Genomic DNA, 22,468 nt, shown 5'->3' on the forward strand with positions numbered 1-22,468 from the left:
CGGCGGGCGCAGCTCCTCGGGCGGCGGCCGCCCGCCCATGGGCTTCGGCCCGATGGGTCCGATGGGTCCGTTGGGCCCGATGGGCCCCATGGGTCCGCGGCGCTACCGCGGCGGGTCGTCCGGCAGCTTCTGGGGAGGCATGCTCGGCGGCATGATCGGCAGCTCCCTGGGCGGGTCCGGTCGCCGCACGACGGCGCGGCAGGCCCCCGCCCCCACGGCCCCGCAGGGCCAGGGGGCCGCCCCGGGCGCGCCTGTGCCCCCCGCCGGCCAGGGCGCCCCGGCGTCGTCGGGCGGCTGCGGCTGCGGGACCGTCTTCATCGCCGTCTGCGCCGTGCTCCTCGTCCTCGCCCTCGTCACGTCGTTCGGCTGCGCGCCGTCGTCGTGCTCGGGCCCGTCGGGCGCGTACCCCCAGGCGTCGTCCACCCACGAGCGCACGGCGCTGCCCCAGGGCACGACCGAGGTCACGCCCCTCTACACCGACCGGGACGGCGACTGGGTCCACAACACGTCGCAGCTCGAGGATGGCATGGAGGAGTTCTGGCGCCTTACCGGCGTGCGCCCCTACCTTGTGATCCTGCCCAACGGCACCACCACGTCCACGGACCGTCTGACGGAGATGGCCGAGCAGGTCTACGACGAGAGCTTCTCCGACGAGGGCCACTTCGTCCTCGTGTTCTGCGACAACGGCTCCGGCGGCTACAACTGCGGCTACTCCGTGGGCTCGGCCGCGCGCTCCGTCATGGACGACGAGGCCTGCCGCATCCTGGCAAAGGAGCTCGACCGCGCCTACGCCGACCGTTCCCTCTCCGAGGAGCAGATATTCTCCCAGGCCTTCGAGCGCACGGCCTCCCAGATCATGGCCGATCCCGCGGAGGGGCGCCGTGCCGGCCTGTGGGTCGCCGGCGGCCTCGGGGTGTGCATCGTGGGCGCGGGCGGGTACATGCTCTGGCGTCGCCGCAAGGCGCGGCAGGAGGAGCGCGACCGTCGCCTCGACGAGGTCCTCAAGACCCCGCTGGAGACCTTCGGCGACAAGGACCTCGCCGACCTCGAGAAGAAGTACACGGACAAGGCGTCGGCTTCCGACGACGAGACGACCCGCTAGGCGGGCCGGGAAAGGGGGCGCCATGGGCATCCTCGACCGTTTCACCTCCATCATCAAGGCCAACGTGAACGACCTGCTCGACAAGGCGGAGGACCCCGCCAAGATGGTCGACCAGTACCTCCGCGACCTCACCGAGAGCCTCGCCGAGGTCAAGGAGGCCACCGCCGGCGTCATGGCCGAGGAGACCCGCTGCAAGCGGCTCGTCGACGCCAACCAGGCCGACATCGACAAGTACGACGGCCTCGCCCGCCGCGCCCTCGCCGCCGGCGAGGAGGGCGACGCCCGCACGTTCCTGGCCAAGAAGCAGGAGCTCGTGGCCAAGAATACCGGCCTCATCGCCGCCTACGACGCCGCCCACGAGAACGCGCAGAAGATGCGCCAGATGCACGACAAGCTCGTGAACGACATCAACACCCTCAAGGGCCGCCGCGACGTCATCAAGGCCAAGGCCGCCGTTGCCAAGACCCAGGACAAGGTGGGCCGCATGACCGGCGGCGCCGACCGCGCCGAGGGCGCCGTGGCCGCCTTCGAGCGTATGGAGGCCAAGGCCGACGAGATGCTCGACCGCTCCAACGCCATGGAGGAGCTCAACGCCGAGCCCGAGGACTCCGCCGCCTCCCTGGAGGCCAAGTACGCCGCCGCCGGCGCGTCCGCCGCGGTGGACGACGAGCTCGCAGCCATGAAGAAGGAGATGGGCCTCGACTAGGACGGGGTCCGGGGGAGACGCGGAGGGGGCCCGGCGGCCGGCCGCCGGGCCCCCTCCCATGGAGAAGGGAAGACGCACGATGAAGGCCCTGGATGCCGAGACGGTCATGGCGAGCCCCGACACGAGCGACGTGCTGCGCCGCTTCCTGCGCTACGTGCAGGTGGACTCGCCCAGCGACCCCGACCACGAGGAGCGGGTGCCGAGCGACCCGTCGGAGCACGCCATGGCGGCCCTGCTCGCCGACGAGCTCCGTGCCCTGGGCGCCAGCGACGTGACCGTGGACGACCACGCCTACGTGACCGCCAGGGTGCCGGCGTCGCCGGGTGCCGCCGACCGTCCCGCCCTCGGGCTCATCGCGCACATCGACACGGCCCACGACGCCCCCAACCGCGGCGTGCATCCGCAGGTGGTGCCCTACGAGGGCGGCGACCTCGTCATCTCCGACACCGTGTCCGTGACCCCCGCGGCCGTGCCCGACCTGCCGTCCCTGGCGGGGCAGGCCGTGGTCACAAGCGACGGCACCACGCTCCTGTCGGCGGACGACAAGGCCGGGGTGGCCGAGGTCATGGCCCTCGTGGCCCGGCTCCTCGCCGACCCATCCCTGCCGCACCCGCCCCTCGCGGTGGCCTTCGTCCCCGACGAGGAGATCGGCCACGGCGCGGCCCTGCTCGACCTCGACGCCTTCGGCGCGGCCTACGCCTACACCGTGGACGGCGAGGCCCTGGGCGAGCTCAACTACGAGTGCTTCTCGGCCGCCTCGGTGGAGGCCGTCTTCACCGGCGAGGGCGTGCACCCCGGCGACGCCAAGGACCGCATGGTCAACGCCATCGGCCTGTTCGAGGAGTTCGACGGGATGCTGCCGGCCGCCGCACGCCCCGAGCACACCGCCGGCTACGAGGGCTACTTCCACTGCCACGGGGTGTCGGGCACCGTGGACGAGTGCCGTGCCTCCTACCTCGTGCGCGACTTCGACGCCGCCTCCTTCGAGGGGCGCCTCGACCTCATGGCCGCGGCCGCCGCGTATGTCGAGAGGCTGCACGGGGAGGGCCGCGTGCGGCTCACGGTCAAGCGGGAGTACCGCAACATGGCCGAGCGCCTGGACGGGGCCGAGTTCCTCGTGGACCGCGCCAAGGCGGCCATGGAGGCCTGCGGCGTGACCCCGGTCTGCGTGCCCGCCCGCGGCGGCACCGACGGCGCCCAGCTCACGTTCCGCGGCCTGCCGTGCCCCAACCTCGCCACCGGCGGCCGCCTGGCCCACTCCGTGCGCGAGTTCGTGCCGGTGCCCGCCCTCGAGGCCACCGTGGACGTCCTCCAGGCCCTCGTGGCGTCGTTCGCCTGACCCCGGCGCCGCCCCGGGACAGGGGAGGCCCCGCACCCGGGTGGGGGTGCGTGGCCTCCTGCGTTTGACCGGGGTCCTTCTTTATGCGGCGTTTCCCGCGGCCACCTTCGCCTCGAAGGGGGCCATGAGGGTGTCGGAGATGTCGGCCGTGGTGCCGCTGCTCCGGATGGTCGAGCCCTCGGTGGTGAACTCGTAGGTGGCCGTGGAGTCGATGCTGCCGTCGTCGCCGTCGACGCAGGCGAACGACACCTGCGACGTCCCTTGGCTTCGGCTCTGGAGGACGAAGGTCTCCACGCCGCCGCCGTCCGGGTCGTCGCCGTCCTCGGGCGCGTAGCGCGTGCCCACCGTGACGAAGGAGCCCTCCGGCTTCACCGAGCACACCCAGGTGTAGCCGGCCGCCCGGTTGGCGGGCAGCTGCACCGTGACCGTGGGGTAGCTGGACTTGGAGAAGAACGCGAGGCCGCAGAGCGCGCCGGCGACGGCGACCGTTCCCACGGCCGCCAAGGCCCGTCTCCCTTTTCCCATGGTGCCCCCTCTCGTCTCTGCCTTGCCCCATGGTGTGGCATCGCCGGGTCCGTTGGGACACGGCCGGGACGGTTCCACAATGCCCCCGCCGTTTGACCACAGGACGGCCACGTACCTTGGATGCCGTTCCTGCGCACCCCGCACCTTGTTGCCCATGACGCGCAGGTCCCGCCATAATCGGGGAATGAGCCCGAGAAGGGGACGGCCCCGGGCGACGCGGCCCGGGGCGCACCGGTGGGAGGTTCTATGGGCGTCATCGCTTTCTCTGCCCTCGTGGGCCTGGCGGCCGCGGTCGCCGTGGTGGGCGTCGTGCTGTTCTTCGTGGGTGGCTGCCGGGCGCTCGGCCGCACGGGGGAGAGGCCCTGGCTCTTCCTCGTGCCGCTCTACGGCCCCTACCTCCTGTTCCGCTCCGCGCGCTGCGTGCTCCTCTACGGCGTCGCCCTCGCCGGGACCGCCGCCGTGGGCGTCTTCTGGGCCATGCCCACGGGCTTTCTCCAGCAGTTCTGGGTGGTGCCGGCCGCCGTCGTGTGGATCTGCTACGCCTGGTGCGTGGCCGCGGTGGCGGAGTGCTTCCATGCCGGCGTGGGCTGGCAGGTGGCCTCGTTCGTCCTGGCGCCCTACGTCCTCACGCTCGTGAGCGCGGGCGCCGCGCCCTTCGACCACGGCTGCGTGCCCGTGGTGACGGCGCCCTTCCGCGTCCTCGAGGGCCGTCTCTGGGAGCACGGCGGCGACGCGGGGCTCAGGCCCAGCGACTCCGTGCCGCCCGTGGAGGTGCTCGGGCGCCACGGTACCCCCGCAGATTCCGCGGCTTCGCCCACGGCGGCGAAAAAGCCGGCCCGCTACCGGGCATAGGCCCTCGGAAACCCCAGACGCCCCGAGTGGGCGGGAAGGAGAGGACCATGGCATCCGAGGACCGTCCCTACCGAGGCGCCGAGTTCGACCCCTGCGACCAGGGGCTCCCCACCGTGGAGGGGTCTCCCGACGAGGAGGCCGCGGTCCCCGACGAGGCCGCCCTCGCGGCGCGCGAGGCCGAGGAGATTCTCTCGGCGGGCGGGCGCGGGGAGGCCGCGCGCCTCTTCTAGGCGGCGCGGCTTGCCCCAGGGCCCGCACGGGCGCCCGGCGGACCCGGCCGGGGCCGCTATCCCAGCCAGGGGGCGAGCAGCACCGGGACGAAGGCCGCCGGCAGCATGTCGGCCACCTTGATGCGGGTGACCCCGAGCATGTTGAGGCCCACGGCCAGGAGCAGCAGCGAGCCCGTGACCGTCATGGCCGAGATGACGGCGTCGGTGAGCACGGGGGAGAGCAGGCTCGCGCCCGCGCTGAGCAGCGCCTCGTAGGCAAAGACGCAGAGCCCCGAGAAGGGCACGCCCACCCCCATGGAGGCGGCCATGACGGCCACCACCACCATGTCGATGACGCCCTTGGCGAACAGCGTCGAGTGGTCGCCCGAGAGACCGCTTTGGAGCGACCCCACGACGGCCATGGAGCCCACGCAGATGAACAGCGTGGCCGCGACGAACCCCTCCGAGAAGCGGCCCATGGCCGCCGAGCCCCGGAAGCGGTGGGCCAGGGCGTCCTGCACCCGGTCCCCCAGGCGCCTGAGGGCGCCCTCGATGCCCAGCGCCCGACCCAGGAGGCTGCCGAGCACCACGGAGGCCACCACCGCGAGCACCGGGGTGGAGCCGGTCATGCCGCCCGCGGCCACGAGGATGACGCAGAGCCCCAGGCCCTCCATGAGGAAGTCTCCCAGCCCCTGGGACACGTGGCGCCGCAGGGCGAGCCCCGCCACGCCGCCGGCCACCGTGAGCGCTCCGTTGACCAAGGCGCCGAGTATAACCATGGAAACCGCCCCTCCCCGTGCCCCGGGCATGGTCGGATGGGGCGGGTAGACTACAATGGCTGCTGAAAAGCACCTTCCATTCTAGGAAATCGGGCACGCCCTGTGCGCCCGGCGGAAAGGCTCCCATGGCAGACAACGGGGACAAGGACGTTTTCCAGTCGCTGGGGTCGATGGTCCAGGACGCCATCGACAGTCGCGAGTTCGCCGAGCTCCGCACCATGGTGGAGCGCACCGCCGCGGCGGCGGGGGAGGGTGTGCGCAAGGCCCAGGAGGCCGTGGCGGCCTCCATGACCGAGGCCCGCCGCAAGGAGGAGGAGCGCGTGGCCCGGGAGCGCGTGGCGGCCCGCTACGGCTCCGCGGTCGGCCTCCGCGTCACGGGCGCCGTCGCCGCGTTCCTCGGCGCCATGCTCACCCTCACGTTCGTCCTTGGGCTCCTCGGCGCCCTGGCGCTGCGTGTGATGGACATGGGGCTGGTGGCCGTCATCGCCGTCTTCCTGTTCCTGTCCGTGGGACTCCTGCGCGGGGGCGTCGACCGGCTCTCCCTCGCCCGGCGGTTCGACGCCTACCGCCGCGTCATCGGCAGCCGAGAGGCCTGCACCGTCGCGGAGCTCTCCCACCAGGTGGGCCGCAAGGCCGACGCCGTCCGGGCAGACGCCCGGCGCCTCATCGTCAAGGGCCTCCTCCGCGAGGGGCGCCTGTCGTCCTCGGGCCGCACCCTCGTGGTCACCGAGACCGCCTTCGCCGCCGTGGAGGAGCAGGAGCGCGCTGCCGCCGAGGCCCGCCGCGCCAGCCGGGCGCAGCGGGTGGAGGCCAAGGTGGAGCCCGTGGGGCCCGCGTCGGCGGCCGAGGCCGGGGACGCGCCGTTCTCCGTGGACGACGCCCCCGAGCAGGTGCGCCCCCTGCTGCGGCGCGGCGCCGCCTACCTGGCGGAGCTCGACGAGGCAAACGCGGCCATCGACGACGACGCCGTGTCGGCCAAGGTGGACCGCATCCAGTGCGTGGCCACCAACATCCTCGCCTACGCGTCCCAGCACCCCGAGGTGGCCGACGACCTCGAGCGCTTCATGAACTACTACCTGCCCACCACCGTCAAGCTCCTCAAGGCCTACGACGACCTCGAGGAGCAGCCGGTGCAGGGCGTCAACATCTCCACGTCGCGCAAGGAGATCGAGGGCACGCTCGACACCCTCGCGGTGGCCTACGAGCGCCTCCTCGACACCATCTTCCGCGACATGACCTGGGACGTCTCGGCCGACATCTCCGTGCTCAACGACGTCCTCGCCCAGGAAGGTCTCATCGATCGCGGCGGCCCGGCCGCCAAGGACTAGGAGGTACCCATGGACGACCAGCTCGACGCCCTCGCGGGCGAGCCCGTACCCACCCTCACCCTCAGCCCCGACCTCGGCGACGAGCCCGTCGTGGCCGTGGAGGAGGAAGAGGCCGCGGTCCCCGTGGCCTCCCTCGACGAGGACCTCCTCTCCGACGACGAGCGCCGCCAGGTGGACGCCTTCGCCAAGCAGATCGACCTCACCGACTCCGCGCTCGTGCTCTCCTACGGCGCCGGCGCCCAGAAGAAGATGGCCGACTTCTCCCAAAGCGCCCTCGAGAAGGTGCGCACCCAGGACCTCGGCGAGGTGGGCGAGCTCATCACCGACGTCGTGGGCGAGCTCCGCAGCCTCGAGGTGGGGGAGGAGCGCGGGTTCCTCGGCATCTTCAAGCGCGGGGCCAGCCGCGTGGAGGCCCTCACGGCCAAGTACGACAAGGCCGAGAACAACGTCAACAAGATCGTGGGGCACCTCAAGGACCAGCAGCTCACCCTCATGAAGGACGCCAAGATCCTCGACAGGCTCTACGACCTCAACCTCACGTACTTCAAAGAGCTCACCATGTACATCCTGGCGGGCCGCAAGAAGCTGGAGGAGGTGCGCTCCGGCCAGCTCGCCGAGCTCGCCGCCAAGGCCCGCGCCACGGGCCGCACCGAGGACGCCGAGGCGGTGCAGAAGCTCACGGCCGCCTGCGACCGCTTCGAGAAGAAGCTCTCCGACCTCGACCTCACCCGCACCATCGCCATGCAGACGGCGCCCCAGATCCGGTTCGTCCAGAACAACGAGATGCTCATGGTGGAGAAGATCCAGACCACCATCGTCAACACCATCCCGCTGTGGAAGAGCCAGATGGTGCTGGCCCTGGGCATCGCCAACGCCGACGCCGCGGTGAAGGCGCAGACCACGGTCACCGACATGACCAACGACCTGCTCAAGAAGAACGCCGAGATGCTCAAGACGTCCACCACCCAGATCGCCCGCGAGAACGAGCGCGGCATCGTGGACATCGAGACCCTCAAGGCCACCAACGAGAGCCTCATCCAGACCTTCGACGAGGTCATGCAGATCCAGCAGGAGGGCCGCGCCAAGCGCGCCGAGGCCGAGACCGAGCTCCGCGCCATGGAGGCCGAGCTCCGCAAGAAGCTGCTGGAGGTCCGGGGCTAGGGGGCATCGGGCAGACATGGAAGCGGGCGCGTCCCGGATGCCGGGTCGCGCCCGCTTTTTCGCGTCGTTCCGCCTACAGCTCGCCGGCGAGGATCGCCCTCAGCACCGTCGCCACGCCGTCCTCCGAGACGGGCGGGGCGGTCACGTCGGCGAGCGGCCGCACGGAGGGCACGCCGTTCTCCATGACCACGGCCACGTCGGCCGCCTCGAGCATGGGGGTGTCGTTCTCGGAGTCGCCGAACCCGTACACCGTCCCGTGGTCGCCCACGGCGGCCAGGACGTCGGCCATGCCGCTCGCCTTGGAGATCTCTGGCACCGTGAGCTCGAACCCGCCCACGCCGAGGTCGCTGATGCGGAAGAGCCCTGCGAGCTCCTCGCGGCGCGGGTCCAGGCGGCCGTCCTCCTCGGCCATCCAGAAGGCCTTCACCAGGGCGAGGTCGTCGATGGCGGCCACGGCCTCTGCGACGCTCGTCACCACGGGCACCGACAGGTCGATGTCCGGGTGCTCGCCGGCCGGCATGAACACCACGGAGCCGCGGGTGCCCTCGAGGAGCGCCGCCACGGAGCACTCGTCGAACACCCCGATGGCGCGCGCCATGGTCTCGCGGTCCACCGTGTGGCTGAACAGCTCGCGGCCGTCCATCACGCCCAAGGCGCCCGCGAGGGCCACGTAGCCCGAGAAGGGCACGGAGTCCATGAGGAGGGCGAGGCCCGAGGGCGGCCGTCCCGAGCAGAGGAACGCCAGGTTGCCCGCGTCCACGAACTCGGCCACGGCGTCGCGCACGTTCCGGGTGGGGAGGAAGACGCGCTCCTGCTCCTCCGGGGAGGCGCCGGGCGCCTGGGCGGCGGCGTAGGCCTCGGGGTCCGAGTCGATGAGGGTGCCGTCGATGTCGAAGAATGCGACCAGGGGTGCGTGGGGTGTCGTCATGGTGTCCTTTCTGCGGAATCTGCAAGGAACCATTCTAGCCACGGCGTCTGTGTCGCGCTCCTGTGTCCGCAGTCTTAAACTAACTTGAATATATCGAAAACGTGTAATATGATGATGCTCCGCCCACGCGACGATGGGAGGCTCGCCATGGTGACCATCGACGGTGCGTCCCGCATTCCCTGTCTTCCCGACGAGGTCCGCTGGCTGTTCGAGGACTGGGTGTTCGAGCATTTCCCCGAGATCCCCGACGACACCGCGGCCACCTGCCTCGCCCGAGGCCTCTTCTCCATGGGGGACCTCGAGTCGGTGTCCCGGGGCCTGGGACGCGACTGGCGCGAGGTGCTGGACGGCCGCTTCCTCAATGCCTTCTCGCTTTCCGCCCTCGACGAGCATGTGGAGGGGGTGGAGGTCGACGGCATGGACTCCCATGGCGTCTACGACGACCGCGGCCTCATCAGCTGGGGCCCGGGTGCCGGGACCGGCCGCCTCCTCGGCAAGCGCTTCTTCCGCCAGGCCTGACCCCCCTTGCATCTTGGCCAGGCACCTCTGCCGCCTGCCGTCGCGCCTCCACCCGACGGCCGCCGCCCGCTGCCGAGTCTCTCCCTTTGCTACCATCGGCTCACGGAGATGAAAACACGGCCCCGTCGGGTAGTCGGGGCGCGGCCCACGCCGCCAGTAACCTGCCTCCTTGGTTGTCCCTTCTCCAACGCGTCGCCACCACATAAAGGAGGATCGCCATGGGGATGACCGGCACGTCGTCCACCCTCACCGTCTATTTCGACGGCCAGTTCTGGGTGGGCCTGATGGAGCATGTCGACGGCAGCCGCTACGGGTGCGTGCGGCAGGTCTTTGGGGCGGAGCCGTCCGCCGAGGAGCTGCACCGGTTCGTGCTGGCGCGGTGGTCGTCCATCCGCTTTCCCATGGGGGAGGGCCGCCCGCAGGACCCGCTGCCCACAAACCCCAAGCGCTGTCAGCGCGAGGTCGCCCGCGCCCTCGGTGACCGGGGCCCGTCCACCAAGGCCCAGGAGGCCCTGGCGCGCCAGCGGGAGGCGTGCGCGCAGGAGCGCAAGGGCCGAGAACGCGACCGCAAGGCCGTGGATGCCGAGGCCCGCTACGAGCTTCGCAGGGAGCGTCGGAAGCGCCGCCACCGCGGCCGCTGACGCCAAGCCCGGTCCGGGCGCCTCTGCCGCCCGCCCCGCCCGGCGTCCGGCGCCCGCCTAACCCCGGGCCAGTGAGCCGGCCACGGCCTGGCCGACGAGGACGCCTGCCACGCACAGCACCACCGAGGTCGCCGCGTAGAGGCAGGCGAGCCCCGTGTGGCCCTGCTGCCAGAGCGTCACGGTCTCCAGCGAGAACGTGGAGAAGGTCGTGAACCCGCCGCAGAGGCCGGTCTTGAGGAGGAGGGTGGCCTGGGGGGAGAGCCGCGCGGGCGCGAGCCCGGCGACGATGCCGATGAGCACGGCGCCGGCGAGGTTCATGAGCAGCGTCATGGCGGGCCACGGGCCCGGCGCAGGCACGAGGGAGAGCAGGTAGCGGGCAACGGAGCCCGCCGCCCCGCCTGCGGCCACGAGCAGCATGTCGGTCATCGAGGCTCCTTTCGTGTCCCCACGCACTTTACGCCGTCACCCGCCGCTTCCGCATCCCTTTTGCGATGGGGCCCCGGCCCGGGACCGCGGTCCCGGGCCGGGGCCCCATACGCCCACGGTGCCGTTCCCTGTCACATCAGGGCCTTGCCGGCCTTCCAGGCGCCGCCGACCTCCTCGCCCACCACGCGGTAGGACCGGTGGCTGCTGTCGTAGACGATCGGGCGCATCCTGGTGAAGTCGACGCGGCCCTCCCCGTCGAGGATCGACTCGTCTGCGCGGGTGTTCACCACCCGGCCCGCGATGCGCGCCCCGTGCTCGTCGCCCTGCACGGCCGTCACCTCGCACTCCATGGTGAGCGGGAACTCCTCGATGACGGGTGCGTCCACGAACTCCGACGGGGTGAACGTGAGGCCCGACGCGGCGGCCTTGTCCACCTTCTTCCCTGTGGCGATGCCGAAGTAGTCGGCCTCCACCACATGGGCCGCGTCGGCCGGCGCCACGGTGAAGGCGCCTTTGGCCACGATGTTGGCGGTGGTCTTGTGGTCGCCGATGTTGAGGCACACCTCGTTGCGCGTGCACTCGCCGGCCCACGCCGCGTTCATGGCGTTGGGGGTGCCGTCCTCGCCGTAGGTCGCGATGATGAACACCGATTGCGGGAACAGCTCGCCGATGCCGCCCAGGTTCTTTGTTGCCATGGTCTACCTGCCTTTCCCTTGGTCGCCGCCGGCGCCGTCGCCGACGTCCCCTACAGGTCGAACTCTAGGTCGGAGCATGCCGAGAAGAAAGAACGCACTATTTTGTCCAATACTATCTAAAAAGATAGTATTGAGGGCGGCCCGTGGCCATCGCGGGGCCCTGCCTCTTGCGCGGGGGCGACCGCGTTCCTCTGTAAGATTATCAAGGCGAACGTGCGGTAAAGGAAAAGCGGGCCGGCTGCCCCAGAAGGGAAGCCGGCCCGCATCATGTGTGGTCGCGGGGGCAGGATTTGAACCTACGGCCTTCGGGTTATGAGCCCGACGAGCTGCCAGACTGCTCCACCCCGCAATATCGGGTGCGCCTCAGCGCAGACAGACACGATACGCCGCCGCCCCGCCCGCGTCAAGGGCCGCCTTACAGGGACTGCCCGTCCTCTACCTTGGCGCACGACACCGGGAGGTTGCCGTTGCGGGTGCGCACTGCGTCGAGGAACGTTGCGGGCATCTCGCCCCCTCTGAACCTCACCCGGTACCTGAGGTCGATGAGCGACCCCAGGTGGCTCGTGCGCACCTCCGTGAGCTCCCAGGTTGCCCCGTGGTCCCGGAACAGGTCGTCGAGAAGGCCGTCCCAATCGGTCCCCTCGGGGAGCGTCACCTTGAGGAGGCGGCTGCCCCCGTTGCGACGCCCCAGGCCCACAGCCTCGGCCGCGGCCACCAGGGCCACCGACGCCCCCAGGAGCATCGCGGCACACACCACCTGGCCCATGGCGCAGCCCAGGCCCAGGGCCATGGCCACGAAGACCGCCCCTATCTCTGTGGCGGTGCCGGGCACCGAGCGAAAGCGCACGAGGGAGAAGGCCCCGGCCACGGCCACGCCCGTGCCAACGTTGCCGTTCACGAGCATGATCACGGTCTGCACTGTGGCGGGCAGCAGGGCCAGGGTGACGATAAGGCCCCCGCTGCCCCCGTAGCGCCGCTCGTAGAGTGCGGCCAGGATGCATCCCAGGGCCAGGGAGGCAAGGATGAGGGCCCCGAACCGGACCGGGTCGAAGGCCGTGGTCCCCTGGGCGCCCAGCAGGTTCAGAAGATCGGACATGGCTCCTCCTCTGTCAGATGGCGGTGTCCGGCCGCAGAGGGTCGGACGAGCACGGACCGGTCGCGGGCCGCGAGTTCCCGGCAGCACGCGCCGTACTTTGAAAACGACGAGGGTCGGGCGCCCACCTCCCCGAGGGCCCGGGAGAGCCAGAGGGGCATCGCGCCGCACACCTTGACCTCCATGAGCACCCGGTCCCCGTCGAGCAGCGCCTCCCCGTGGGACCCCGCCGAGAGGCGCAGCCGGTCCCGGCGCCAGCGGAGGTTCTCGTCGAAGGTCACGCGCAGCCCGCCGTCGCCGGGGTCCACGAGGCTGTGGCGCTCGTAGGCGACCACCATGGCGGGCCTCACGGGGCAGTCGGCCATGAAGCGCTCGACCTCGGCCGCCACCTGGGCGTCGGCGCGGCCCTCGAGGGGAGGTGCCGGTCCCCCGGAGAGCCAGAGGGCGGCCCGGGCCTCGGTCGCGGCGATGCGGCGCTTGTAGACGACGCCCCGCCACTTCTTCTTGAGCTCCACGAAGACGGTGTCATCCGGGCCGGTGGGGCCGTAGGAGCGCACCCGGAGCTTCTCCTTGTACGGGGGCTTTGCCAGGGAACGTCGTGCCAGGGCCAGGTCGCAGGTGTCGTAGTAGACGTTGGACACCGTGGAGGCTCCCCAGGGGTCGGGCTCCAGGCGGCCTTCCAGGATCCGCTCCAGGGCCACCATGGCACCGCGGTCCAAGGGGTACTTCTTCTCGATGCGCTCGAAGCGCGTGAGGTTGGGGGGCACGGCACTCCTTCCCGTCTCGCCGCTACCGCCGTCATGGTGGCCCCGGGCCCTAAAGCGTCCCTTAAGTGGCGGGCGCGGTTTAGGGAGGCTTTAGGCCCGGCGTCCACAGTGGCCTCGACGGAAGGAAGCCGAGAGGGAAGGGGGCCTGTGGCCATGAGAGGATTCGACTGGGTCCGAGGCGGTGCGATCGCCCTTGTGCCGGGTGTCTGCGCCGCCCTTGCCCTGGGCGGCTGCGCGGCCCCCGTCCCGGCCGCCCCCGATGGCGCCGGGACGGCCGGCCCCTCCACGACGATCGCCCTCGCCGACGGCGCCACCACCGTGGACGGGGCGGGCGCCAGGGCCGACGGCGACGTCGTGACCATCTCCCAGGGCGGCTCCTACCGGCTCTCGGGGTCGCTCTCCGATGGCTCCGTGGTGGTGGATGCCGACGGCCAGGACGTGTCCGTGGTGTTCGACGGCGTCTCCCTGGCGAGCTCGGGTCCCTGTGCGTTCGACGTCGTCGCGGCCGGGGAGGTGGTGGTCGAGGTCGCCGACGGCACCCAGAACCGCGTCTCGGACGCCGGCGACGCCCCGGCCGACGGGGCCGACGCCTGCCTCTACTCCGAGACCGACCTCGTCCTCTGCGGGACGGGCACCCTCGAGGTCCAGGCGGGGGCCAAGGACGCGGTGACCTCCAAGGGCTCCCTGAGCGTCACGGGCGTCCATCTCGTGGTGTCCGCCCCCGACCACGGCATCGAGGGAAAGGGATCGCTCACCGTCGACCAGGGGGCCGAGGTGGAGGTGGAAGCAGGTGAGGGCGACGGCCTCCGCTCCGACGGCGACCTCGTGCTCGCGGACGCCACGACCACGGTCTCGGCCGGGGACGACGGCGTCCACACGGAGGGCGCCCTCTCGGTCACCGCCGGCACCCACACCGTGACCTCCTGCACCGAGGGGCTGGAGGGCTCCTCGGTGACCGTGTCGGGGGGAGAGGTGTCGGTCTCCTCCACAGACGACGCCATCAACGCCGCGGGCGACACGGGTCCCTTCGAGGTGAGGGTGAGCGGCGGCACCGTCAGCCTCACGGCCGCCGGCGACGCCATCGACTCCAATGGGACGCTCGAGCTCTCCGGCGGCACGGTGGTGGCCGCCTGCACCGGCCAGGCAGACGGCGCCCTCGACTTCGAGGAGAGCTGCGTCGTCTCCGGGGGCACGCTCGTGGCCGTGGGCGGGGGCATGGCGGCGTGGCCCACCGAGGCCACCCAGCCCGTCGCGGTCGTGGGCTTCGGGGCCACGGTGCCGGCGGGCAGCGCCGTGGTGCTCGCCGACTCCGACGGCGCCGAGATGGCGCGGTTCGAGGTCCCGCAGGCCAGTACCTACGCCGTGGTGTCGAGCCCGGAGCTGCAGGCAGGGCCCTGCACCGTGACCTGGGAGGGCGGGTCGTGCGAGGCGGAGCTGACGGAAGGGGTGACCACCGTGGGCCAGACGGTGCCCGGTGCCCCGGGCGGCAGGGACCCCGGGGCGGCAGGGGAGCCGGGGGCGGCGTCCGGGTTGGCGCCCGAGCCGCCGTCGGCGGGCGATTCGCCGGGCGGCGGGGCGACGGAGCCTCCCGGGGGCTTTGGCGCCCCCGGCCAGGGAGGGCCGGCCGCGGCCCGATAGGGAGACAAAAAGCGGGCCGGCTGCCCCGGAAGGGGAGCCGGCCCGCATCTTGTGTGGTCGCGGGGGCAGGATTTGAACCTACGGCCTTCGGGTTATGAGCCCGACGAGCTACCAGACTGCTCCACCCCGCAATATCGGGTGCGCCTCAGCGCAAGAAGAGACACTACGCCGCTCCGTGGCGCCTGTCAAACCCATAGGGGCGTCCACGCTCCCGCCATATAGGTTGGGGCTTCCTTGCGGCACCTCAGCCCGTGTTCTGGAGGCCGGCGGCCACGCCGCTCACGGTGCAGAGGATGAGGTAGGTGAGCTCGGCGCGCTCCTCGTCACCCATCTCGTCGCCCTCCTTCGACCGCAGGCGGTCGAGGGCGCGCACCTGGGCCAGCGAGAGCACGTTCACAAAGGGGCGCCGCATGCGCACGAGCGGGCCGAGGACGCGGCGCTTCTGCAGCGGCCACTCGTTGCCGGTTATGGCCAGGACCCAGCGGGTGGTGAGGGTCATCTCGTCCAGCACCGTCTCGGCCAGGTCGTCGCGGTCGCCCAGGGCGAGGTACATGCGGGCCAGGCGCTCGTCGGTCTTGGCGAGCGACATCTCGATGTTGTCGATGAACGTGGTGAAGAGCGGCCAGCGGCGGTAGGCCTCCTGGAGCAGCTCGAGGTCGCCCACGGTCTCGCAGGCCGTGCCGAGGCCGTACCAGGCGGCCAGGTTGAGGCGCGCCTGGGACCACGAGAAGATCCAGGGGATGGCGCGGAGGTCGTCGAGCGACTTGGCGCCCAGGCCGCGCTTGGCCGGGCGGCTGCCGATGGGCAGGAGGCCGATCTCGGCCAGCGGCGTCACCTGGGAGAACCACTCCACGAAGCCGTCCGTGCCGAGGAGCTCGGCGTACTTGGCCGTGGAGGCGTCCTCGAGGGTCTGGGCGAGGTCGGCGAACTCGATGCCCGCCTCGCCGTTCACCTGCTGCGTCGAGGTGCTGGCGTGCACCAGGGTGGCGCCGGCCACGCCCTCGATGTGGCGCCGGGCCAGGGTGGGGTTGCCGTAGCGGGCGAAGATGACCTCGCCCTGCTCCGTGAGCTTGAAGCAGCAGTTGACCGACCCCTTGGGTTGGGACAGAACCGCGCGGTTGGCGGGGCCGCCGCCGCGGCCCACGGCGCCGCCGCGGCCGTGCATGAGCACGAGGTCGATGGCGTTGCGCTCGGCCCAGCGGGCGATGGCCTCCTGGGCGGTGTTGAGCACGAAGGTCGCGGCGGTGGGGCCGGCGTCCTTGGAGGAGTCGGAGTAGCCGAGCATGACCTCCATGCGGCGCCCGGTCTGCTCCAGGCGGCGCTGGACGTCGGGGAGCTCGATGATCTGGTCGAGGGTGTCCACGGCGCGCTCGAGGTCCTCCACCTGCTCGAAGAGCGGGATGACGTCCAGCTGCGGCACGTCCTTGGAGTGGGCGAAGGCCAGCCGCGCCAGCTCGTAGACGTTGGCCACGTCCTCGGCGCTCTGGGTGAACGAGATGATGTAGCGGCGGGCGGCGTCGACGCCGTTCTTGCGCTGGATGGAGCCGATGGCGCGGAACGTGTCGAGCACCTCGCGGGTCATGGGCTCGAGCTCGCCTCGCTCGCCCCAGCGGCCGTGCTCGCGGATGTCCTCGAGGGCGCGGCGGTGCACGAGGGAGTGCTGGCGGAACTCCATCTCCACGAGGGAGAAGCCGAAGGTCTCCGCCTGCCAGACGAGCTTCTGCAGGGGGCCGTAGGCCTCGCGGCGGGCGCCGGCCTCCTCGAGGGAGCGCTGCACCACGCGGAGGTCGTCGAGGAACTCGTCCACGGACCGGTACATGATGTCGGCCGTGCGGGTGGCCGTGGCCAGGAGCCGCTCGCTCATCACGAGCATGACGGCGCGGTGCGTCTCGCGGGTGGACATGCCCGCGGCCTTGGAGGTGAGGACCTCGCTCATCTCCACCTGGTGGTTCCACAGGTTGGCGAGCTCCCGGGAGGGCTTGGTGTAGGTGCTGTCCAGGGTGAGGTTGCGGCCCACCTCGGCGCAGCGCGCGGCCAGCGTCTTGACGGCGTGGATGCGGTACTTCTCGGCCACGAGGCGGCTCACCTTGGCGGTGACGTTGGGGTTGCCGTCGCGGTCCGAGCCGATCCAGCTGCCCGGGTGGAAGAAGGCCGGGCACATCGGGGGCACGGCGCCGGCCTTGGGGCCCAGCTCCCAGTCGTCGAACCGGCGGTAGACCTCGGGGACCGCGTCGAGGAGGGTGCTGTCGAAGATGTCGATGACGGTGTCGGCCTCCTCGACGGGCGTGGGCTTGCGGTGGGAGATGGGGGAGGTGCGCACCATGGCGCTGATCTCCTGCTTCATCTGCCGCTCGTTCTCGAAGAGGTTGATGCCATGGAGGCGGCCGCGCTCGTCGAGGAGGGCGGAGAGCCTCCGGATCTTGCCCTCGATGGCCTTGCGCCGGGCCTCCGTGGGGTGCGCCGTGAACACGGGGCGGAACTCCAGGCGGTCGAGGATGCCCTGCGCCTTCACGCGCCCGCGCTCGTCGATCAGGTGGTGGAAACCCACGGTGAGCTCGTTCACCGGGTCCTCGGCCTCGGTGGTGGCCACGGCGGCCTCGCGGGCGTCGAGGCTGTGGACGCGGTAGTCCTCCTCGCAGATGTTGGCGAGGTGGAAGAAGACGGTGAAGGCGCGCACGAGCATGGTCGCGCGGTCGACGGGCAGCCCGTCGAGGGTGGCCACGGCGTCCTCGAACGCGTCGTCGGCGGAGTACCGGCCGAGGAGGGGGGAGATCTCCGTGCGGCTCGCCGTGACGGGGAGGTTCACCACCACGGCGTCCACGAGCAGGCGGTCGAAGAGGTCGAGCAGCCCGCCGTCGTACTCGTCGAGCACCTCGCGCACGAGGTGCAGGAAGAACATCATGTTGTGCTTGAGCTCGTCGGGGATGTCGATGAGGTCGAGGGCCCGCTCCGCGGCCACCTGCCGCTCGGGGGTGTCGATCCCGTCGTCCTTCAGCCGCTCCATAGGGTGAGTCTCTGTCTGGGTCACGCCAAACTCCTCGTCCAAAGGGTTCACCTATGCGCCGAAGACTGTACCCCAAGACCGTGTCGCCTCTGTTTCAGGGGGTCGGCCCCGCTGTCAGGCTCCATGCAGCTACGGGGCCGTCCCTATAATCGTGGGGTGACCCGACGCCCGTCCCGATGGAGGAAAACGTTGATAAAGCTCGTCCTCTCCGACCTCGATGCGACCCTGCTTGACACGCCCCGCTCCGGGCTCACCGGCCGCGCGGCGGCCGCCATCCGCGCCGTCATGGCCCACGGCGCGGTCTTCGGCCCCTGCACCGGGCGCTCCCCGGCGCACCTGCCGGGGCTCTTCGGCCCGGGCACGGGCGACCTGTATCGGTCCGGCGTGTTCGACAACGGCATGGTCGCCTACCTCGACGGCGAGCGCGTCCACGCCCGCTTCTACGACCCGGCGGCCCTGGCCGACCTCGCCCTCAGGGTGCGGCGTGAGGGCATCGGCGAGCTCGGGGTGTGCGGGCTCCCGGGCCTGCCAGGGGAGTTCGTCGTCGTGGACGGCCCCTGGCTCGCGAGCCACGGGGAGGGGGCCCTGGCCGGCCTCACCAAGGCCAACATCCACCTGCCCGAGGGGGCGGACCTCGCGGCGGCCGCGGGCTACCTCTCCGCCCTGTACCCGGCCTTCGACCTCGTGAGCCCCACCCGCGGCCGGCCCATCCTCGACGTGCTCGCAGCCGGCTGCTCCAAGGCCACCGGCGCCCGGGCCCTCGCCGAGGCGGTGGGCGCCGCCCCTGACGAGGTGCTCGTCTTCGGCGACTCCGACAACGACCTCGAGGTCCTCGGGGCGTTCCCCAACTCCTGCGCGGTGGCCGACGCCAAGCCCGCCGTTCTCGAGCGGGCCCGCTGGGTGGTGGGCCCCTGCGGCGAGGACGGGGTCGCCCGCGCCCTGGAGGGGCTCGTCTCCACACCGGGGGCCGTCCCGCGCTAGGCCGGCGCCGGGGCGGGTAGGGTCCCTGGGACGAGAGCCGGCGACGGGAGGGCCCATGGACGACAGGCATATCGGGGAAGGCCGGGACGGGGGAGCCCCCGCGGCGCGCTGGCGGCGCTGGCTGCCCGTGGCCGCCGTGGTCGCCGTGGCGGCCGTGCTCGCAGTGGCGTTCGACCTCGACGTCTTCTCGCCGCTCGGGTCCCTGGGCGGCGCCGCGCCGGCCGACGGCGGGTCCGGGGCGGCGGAGTCCTCCGACGGGGCCTCCGGCGGGTCCGTGCCCGAGCCCTCCGGGACCCTCACGTCCCTCTCCGCGGGCGGGGTCACGGTGCAGGTCCCCGACAACTGGGTGGAGGTCGACGTCGCGGGCGTCAAGGGGGCTTCCCCCACGTCGGACGGCGACGTCGCCCGCGTGACCGCCGACACCGCCGAGGCGAGCGCCATGGGCCCCGTGCCGTCAGTCTCCTCGGCCGACGACATGGAGGCGCTCGCCCGCACCGTCTCGTCGGCCCAGGGCGGCTCCGCCGACGCCGACGTGGCCGTCGAGCGGGGCGCGGACGGCCTGTGGCGCGCCACGCTCCCCCTGCGGGAGGACGGTATGGAGGGCACGGAGCTCCTGCTGGCCGAAGGCGGAGAGGTCCACGTCGTCGAGGGCGCCTGGTCCCCCGACGCCCCCGCAGCCGTCGTCGACGCCGTCAAGGCCGCCGTGGCGTCCGCCGCCGTGGGGCCGTAGCCCCGTTTTTGGATAAGCTGGGACCATGGAGGGCGCCGGCGCCGCTGCCGGCCGGGCGCCCATCGTCTACAAGGAGGGACAATGCCCAGAGAGTTCGTTGAGATCGACCCCAAGGACCTGCAGTTCAACCCGTTCGAGCTGATCGGCGACGACTGGATGCTGGTCACCGCGGGCAACGACTCCGCCTTCAACACCATGACCGCGTCGTGGGGCGGGCTCGGGGTCCTGTGGGACCGCCCCGTCGCCACGTGCTACATCCGCCCGCAGCGCTACACCAAGGAGTTCGTGGACCGGTCCGACGACTTCACGCTGAGCTTCTTCGGGGAGGAGCAGCGCGACGCCCTCAGGGTCTGCGGCTCCACGAGCGGCCGCGACACCGACAAGGCCCTCGAGGCCGGCCTCTCCCCCATGCAGGTGGACGGCAGCATGGCCTTCGAGGAGGCCCAGCTCGTCATCGTCTGCCACAAGCTCTACGCCCAGCAGCTCGAGAAGGGCTGCTTCACGGCGCCCGAGGTCTACGGCGAAAACTATCCCGACGACGACCTCCACACCCTGTACGTGGGCTCCATCGAGCACATGTACCTCGCGGCCGACATGTTCGACGACGAGGAGGACGAGGGCTGCGGCTGCGGCCACGACCATGGCGACGACGACGGCTGCTGCCACGGCCACGACCACGGCGACGGCTGCTGCCACGGCAACGGCCACGGCCATGGCCACGGCGAGGGCTGCTGCCACCACGACCACGAGTAGGGGCGACCCGACGCGAGAACGGGGGAGGGGCCGCGCCCGTCGAGGCGCGGCCCCTCCCTTGTCTTGTGCGTGGGATCAGGCCCCGGGCCCGTCGTCGACGAGGCGCCCCAGGGCCTCGTCCGCGGTCTCCTCGAAGTCGAAGAAGTCCGTGACCCGGACGTCGTAGAGCGTGGCCAGGCGGTAGAGCGTGGCCAGCCGCGGCGAGCGGCGCCCCTGCTCGATGTAGCCGATGGAGACGCGGTCCATGTCCAGCATCTGCGCCACGCGCTCCTGGGAGAGCCCGCGGGAGCGTCGCACGGCGCCGAGCCTGCGGCCGAGCCCTGCGAGAAACGTGGTGTAAGCAGAATCCTTCATGGCTCTGAAGATGGGTGAGGCCGGTCGGGGCCTCCACTAACCACCGGTTAGCAATTTGCATGCTCCCAGCTCGATGGACGACGGGACCCTCTTCTTATGTCTCCCCTCAAGGCCCCTTCCAGATTCCTTGGGAGACGTATCAGGTATGGGGCGAGTCGGGGGTGGTCCCCATGGGAGTGCCACGGGGCCCGAAAAAGGGGGGATAGCCCTCCCAGCGCGCGGCGACGTGCGCCGCAAACCGTCACCCCATAGGGAGGTCCGCAGATGAAGGCCCGGGATTTCTCCGTAGACTCCTCCGACATCGCCTACGAGGCGAGACTCGCCCTCGACCAGATGGACGCCGAGGAGGAGGTGAGCGCCGAGGCGCTCGTCAAGAGCCTCTTCGCCGCCCTCAAGTGCGCCCGCACCAACCAGCGGCGCCTCGACTCCCTGCTCCTCGCCTCGGAGGGTGAGCTCCCCGAGCGCATCCGCGGCCTGGGCATCGACTGCTCCGACGACGAGGTCCATGAGCTTGTGGACCAGTTCGGCAGAAGCTACTGCTGGTAGTCTGCACCGCCGCGATACGGGTACGAGCCGACAGACATCAAAACGAGTCCGGGTCAGGCCCGGGAAAGGCGGCTTGCGATGTGCACAGCGGTTCGGTTCTGCGACCCCGAGGGTCATCTGTACTGCGGTCGTAACTACGACTGGGGCATCAGCTACGGCGAGGGGCCCGTGGCCGTCCCCGCCGGTTGGGAGTGGCAGTCGCGCCACGAGGGCGCGTTCAAGACGCGCACCGGCCTGATCGGCATGGCCATCGTCGAGGAGGGCATGCCCCTGTTCTTCGACTGCGCCAACGAGGACGGCCTCTACTGCGCCGGCCTCTCGTTCGCGGGCGGCTTCGGCGTCTACCGCGACCCCGAGGAGGGCAAGACCAACATCGCCAGCTTCGAGATGCCGCTCTGGGTGTGCGGGACGTTCTCCTCGGTTGACGAGGTCGAGAAGGCCCTCGCCGGGACCGTGATCGCCAACGACAGCTTCTCCCCGTCCCTCGAGCCCGCGCCCCTCCACTGGTTCGTCGCCGACGGCGAGCGCTCCATCGTCGTCGAGCAGGACGCCGACGGCCTCAAGGTGAGCCACGATGGCTTCGACGTCCTCACCAACCAGCCCGAGTTCAGGTTCCACTGCGAGAACATGCGCAACTACGTGCACCTCGACAACGCCTGGACCCCCGAGGTCACCCTGCGCGAGGAGCACCTCTCCGCCATGGGCGTCGGCCCCTCGATGATGGGCCTGCCCGGCGACCCCTCCGCCATCTCGCGCTTCGTCCGCGTCGCCATCCTCAACGCCCTCTATCCCGACGAGGAGGGGGAGAAGGCCAACGTCGCCCGCCTCTTCAGGACCCTCGGCGCCGTCTCGATGGTCAAGGGCTACTGCCGCCAGGAGTCCGGCGACTTCGAGTACACCTTCTACACGGGCGGCTACTCCTCCGCCACGAAGACGTACTACTACAGCACCTACGAGGACCCGGCCCTGCGCACCGTCACCTTCGACGACTGCAAGGGGATCGACGGCCCCGCCAAGGTGGCGGCCGCCTAGGGGTCCCATACGGCTCGTCCCATACGGCACGTCCCTCGGGGCGGGGCGCCTTCCCGGTGCCCCGCCCCTTCGCATCCATGGGGTTCGCTTGCCGACGGAACGGTGCCGTTTGCCGGCGTTAGCACGGGAAATCGCAGGAATCGGGCCATAGTTGTAGTGCGCCGACGCCGTTGTCCGCCGGTGCGGGTACGAATGATGCCCCCTCGTCCTTGTGAAGGAAAAATGAGGGGAAAGCCTATTCCGAGATTCTCGAAGGCATGGGGCTCCAAGCCCTGTATTGTTCTTTCTCGCGCCGCGGCACCCACCGCCTGGTGGTCCCGGCGCGACGGACCTTGAGAACCGGATACCGCGGCCTTTGGG

Annotated in this window: 24 protein-coding genes and 2 tRNA genes; 15 read left to right on the top strand and 11 right to left on the bottom strand. The window is 71.2% G+C overall.

Annotation, left to right across the window (positions count from 1 at the left end; genetic code table 11):
• Positions 1 to 88 precede the first annotated feature (88 nt).
• The 3 genes from NFR49_RS09180 (at position 89) to pepT (ending at position 3,147) form a co-directional block, all read left to right on the top strand.
• Positions 89 to 1,102: a hypothetical protein gene (locus tag NFR49_RS09180; protein WP_251159295.1), complete on the top strand. Its 1,014-nt coding sequence runs from the start codon at positions 89 to 91 to the stop codon at positions 1,100 to 1,102.
• 22 nt (positions 1,103 to 1,124) lie between these two features.
• The gene (locus NFR49_RS09185) at positions 1,125 to 1,808 is read left to right on the top strand and encodes a PspA/IM30 family protein (RefSeq protein ID WP_251159296.1); all 684 of its coding nucleotides are present in this window, start codon (positions 1,125 to 1,127) and stop codon (positions 1,806 to 1,808) included.
• Between the two features lie 79 nt (positions 1,809 to 1,887).
• On the top strand, positions 1,888 to 3,147 hold the full coding sequence (gene pepT / locus NFR49_RS09190; protein ID WP_251159297.1) for a peptidase T: 1,260 nt from the start codon (positions 1,888 to 1,890) through the stop codon (positions 3,145 to 3,147).
• 81 nt (positions 3,148 to 3,228) lie between these two features.
• Here pepT and NFR49_RS09195 read toward each other — a convergent pair whose 3' ends face one another.
• A complete protein-coding gene (locus NFR49_RS09195) occupies positions 3,229 to 3,672 on the bottom strand; it encodes a protease inhibitor I42 family protein (protein ID WP_251159298.1) in 444 nt (147 codons plus the stop codon).
• 246 nt (positions 3,673 to 3,918) lie between these two features.
• Between NFR49_RS09195 and NFR49_RS09200 the strand changes: the two genes are divergently transcribed.
• On the top strand, positions 3,919 to 4,524 hold the full coding sequence (locus tag NFR49_RS09200) for a hypothetical protein (protein WP_251159299.1): 606 nt from the start codon (positions 3,919 to 3,921) through the stop codon (positions 4,522 to 4,524).
• A gap of 47 nt (positions 4,525 to 4,571) precedes the next feature.
• On the top strand, positions 4,572 to 4,754 hold the full coding sequence (locus NFR49_RS09205) for a hypothetical protein (RefSeq protein WP_251159300.1): 183 nt from the start codon (positions 4,572 to 4,574) through the stop codon (positions 4,752 to 4,754).
• Between the two features lie 56 nt (positions 4,755 to 4,810).
• Here the strand turns inward: NFR49_RS09205 and NFR49_RS09210 are convergent, their stop codons facing one another.
• Positions 4,811 to 5,512, bottom strand: a complete 702-nt coding sequence (locus NFR49_RS09210; RefSeq protein ID WP_251159301.1) for a DUF554 domain-containing protein — start codon at positions 5,510 to 5,512, stop codon at positions 4,811 to 4,813.
• 125 nt (positions 5,513 to 5,637) lie between these two features.
• On the opposite strand from NFR49_RS09210, the gene NFR49_RS09215 reads away from it, so the two are divergent.
• Positions 5,638 to 6,840, top strand: a complete 1,203-nt coding sequence (locus tag NFR49_RS09215) for a 5-bromo-4-chloroindolyl phosphate hydrolysis family protein (protein ID WP_251159302.1) — start codon at positions 5,638 to 5,640, stop codon at positions 6,838 to 6,840.
• A gap of 9 nt (positions 6,841 to 6,849) precedes the next feature.
• Positions 6,850 to 8,001, top strand: a complete 1,152-nt coding sequence (locus NFR49_RS09220; RefSeq protein ID WP_251159303.1) for a toxic anion resistance protein — start codon at positions 6,850 to 6,852, stop codon at positions 7,999 to 8,001.
• 73 nt (positions 8,002 to 8,074) lie between these two features.
• Here the strand turns inward: NFR49_RS09220 and NFR49_RS09225 are convergent, their stop codons facing one another.
• Entirely contained in the window at positions 8,075 to 8,929 is an 855-nt protein-coding gene (locus NFR49_RS09225; protein WP_251159304.1) for an HAD hydrolase family protein, read from the bottom strand.
• A 108-nt stretch (positions 8,930 to 9,037) separates the two neighbouring features.
• Here NFR49_RS09225 and NFR49_RS09230 point away from each other — a divergent pair, with 108 nt between their 5' ends.
• On the top strand, positions 9,038 to 9,448 hold the full coding sequence (locus tag NFR49_RS09230; RefSeq protein ID WP_251159305.1) for a hypothetical protein: 411 nt from the start codon (positions 9,038 to 9,040) through the stop codon (positions 9,446 to 9,448).
• A gap of 218 nt (positions 9,449 to 9,666) precedes the next feature.
• Entirely contained in the window at positions 9,667 to 10,089 is a 423-nt protein-coding gene (locus NFR49_RS09235; RefSeq protein WP_251159306.1) for a YjdF family protein, read from the top strand.
• A 57-nt stretch (positions 10,090 to 10,146) separates the two neighbouring features.
• On the opposite strand, the gene crcB is transcribed toward NFR49_RS09235, so the two are convergent.
• From crcB to NFR49_RS09260, 5 genes are all read right to left on the bottom strand, one after another.
• Entirely contained in the window at positions 10,147 to 10,515 is a 369-nt protein-coding gene (crcB, locus tag NFR49_RS09240; protein WP_251159307.1) for a fluoride efflux transporter CrcB, read from the bottom strand.
• Between the two features lie 131 nt (positions 10,516 to 10,646).
• Positions 10,647 to 11,210: a flavin reductase family protein gene (locus NFR49_RS09245; protein WP_251159308.1), complete on the bottom strand. Its 564-nt coding sequence runs from the start codon at positions 11,208 to 11,210 to the stop codon at positions 10,647 to 10,649.
• Between the two features lie 272 nt (positions 11,211 to 11,482).
• Positions 11,483 to 11,559, bottom strand: a tRNA-Met gene (locus NFR49_RS09250).
• Between the two features lie 66 nt (positions 11,560 to 11,625).
• Positions 11,626 to 12,306 carry a DUF4956 domain-containing protein gene (locus NFR49_RS09255; RefSeq protein WP_251159309.1) on the bottom strand — a complete coding sequence of 227 codons (681 nt, stop codon included), beginning with the start codon at positions 12,304 to 12,306 and terminating at the stop codon, positions 11,626 to 11,628.
• The gene (locus tag NFR49_RS09260) at positions 12,291 to 13,070 is read right to left on the bottom strand and encodes a polyphosphate polymerase domain-containing protein (RefSeq protein WP_251159310.1); all 780 of its coding nucleotides are present in this window, start codon (positions 13,068 to 13,070) and stop codon (positions 12,291 to 12,293) included. Before NFR49_RS09260 ends, NFR49_RS09255 begins: the two co-directional genes overlap by 16 nt.
• Positions 13,071 to 13,223: 153 nt before the next feature.
• Between NFR49_RS09260 and NFR49_RS09265 the strand changes: the two genes are divergently transcribed.
• Positions 13,224 to 14,708, top strand: coding sequence for a carbohydrate-binding domain-containing protein (locus NFR49_RS09265; RefSeq protein ID WP_251159325.1), 1,485 nt, complete (start codon positions 13,224 to 13,226; stop codon positions 14,706 to 14,708).
• A 54-nt stretch (positions 14,709 to 14,762) separates the two neighbouring features.
• On the opposite strand, the gene NFR49_RS09270 is transcribed toward NFR49_RS09265, so the two are convergent.
• Together NFR49_RS09270 and NFR49_RS09275 are read right to left on the bottom strand one after the other, a co-directional pair.
• A tRNA-Met gene (locus NFR49_RS09270) sits at positions 14,763 to 14,839 on the bottom strand.
• Between the two features lie 113 nt (positions 14,840 to 14,952).
• On the bottom strand, positions 14,953 to 17,712 hold the full coding sequence (locus tag NFR49_RS09275; RefSeq protein ID WP_251159326.1) for a phosphoenolpyruvate carboxylase: 2,760 nt from the start codon (positions 17,710 to 17,712) through the stop codon (positions 14,953 to 14,955).
• A 189-nt stretch (positions 17,713 to 17,901) separates the two neighbouring features.
• Here NFR49_RS09275 and NFR49_RS09280 point away from each other — a divergent pair, with 189 nt between their 5' ends.
• From NFR49_RS09280 to NFR49_RS09290, 3 genes are all read left to right on the top strand, one after another.
• Positions 17,902 to 18,693, top strand: a complete 792-nt coding sequence (locus NFR49_RS09280; protein ID WP_251159311.1) for an HAD family hydrolase — start codon at positions 17,902 to 17,904, stop codon at positions 18,691 to 18,693.
• Between the two features lie 55 nt (positions 18,694 to 18,748).
• Positions 18,749 to 19,423 carry a hypothetical protein gene (locus tag NFR49_RS09285; protein WP_251159312.1) on the top strand — a complete coding sequence of 225 codons (675 nt, stop codon included), beginning with the start codon at positions 18,749 to 18,751 and terminating at the stop codon, positions 19,421 to 19,423.
• A gap of 81 nt (positions 19,424 to 19,504) precedes the next feature.
• On the top strand, positions 19,505 to 20,176 hold the full coding sequence (locus tag NFR49_RS09290) for a flavin reductase (protein WP_251159313.1): 672 nt from the start codon (positions 19,505 to 19,507) through the stop codon (positions 20,174 to 20,176).
• A 75-nt stretch (positions 20,177 to 20,251) separates the two neighbouring features.
• Here the strand turns inward: NFR49_RS09290 and NFR49_RS09295 are convergent, their stop codons facing one another.
• Positions 20,252 to 20,530 (bottom strand): helix-turn-helix transcriptional regulator, encoded by a 279-nt coding sequence (locus tag NFR49_RS09295; RefSeq protein WP_251159314.1) that lies wholly within the window; start codon positions 20,528 to 20,530, stop codon positions 20,252 to 20,254.
• A gap of 264 nt (positions 20,531 to 20,794) precedes the next feature.
• Here NFR49_RS09295 and NFR49_RS09300 point away from each other — a divergent pair, with 264 nt between their 5' ends.
• Both NFR49_RS09300 and NFR49_RS09305 read left to right on the top strand, forming a co-directional pair.
• Entirely contained in the window at positions 20,795 to 21,076 is a 282-nt protein-coding gene (locus NFR49_RS09300) for a hypothetical protein (protein ID WP_251159315.1), read from the top strand.
• Positions 21,077 to 21,154: 78 nt separating this feature from the next.
• Positions 21,155 to 22,108 (top strand): linear amide C-N hydrolase, encoded by a 954-nt coding sequence (locus NFR49_RS09305; protein WP_251159316.1) that lies wholly within the window; start codon positions 21,155 to 21,157, stop codon positions 22,106 to 22,108.
• The last annotated feature ends 360 nt before the right edge of the window (positions 22,109 to 22,468 follow it).

Origin of the sequence: Caniella muris (genome assembly GCF_943193035.1) — a bacterium.
GTDB lineage: Bacteria > Actinomycetota > Coriobacteriia > Coriobacteriales > Atopobiaceae > Granulimonas > Granulimonas faecalis.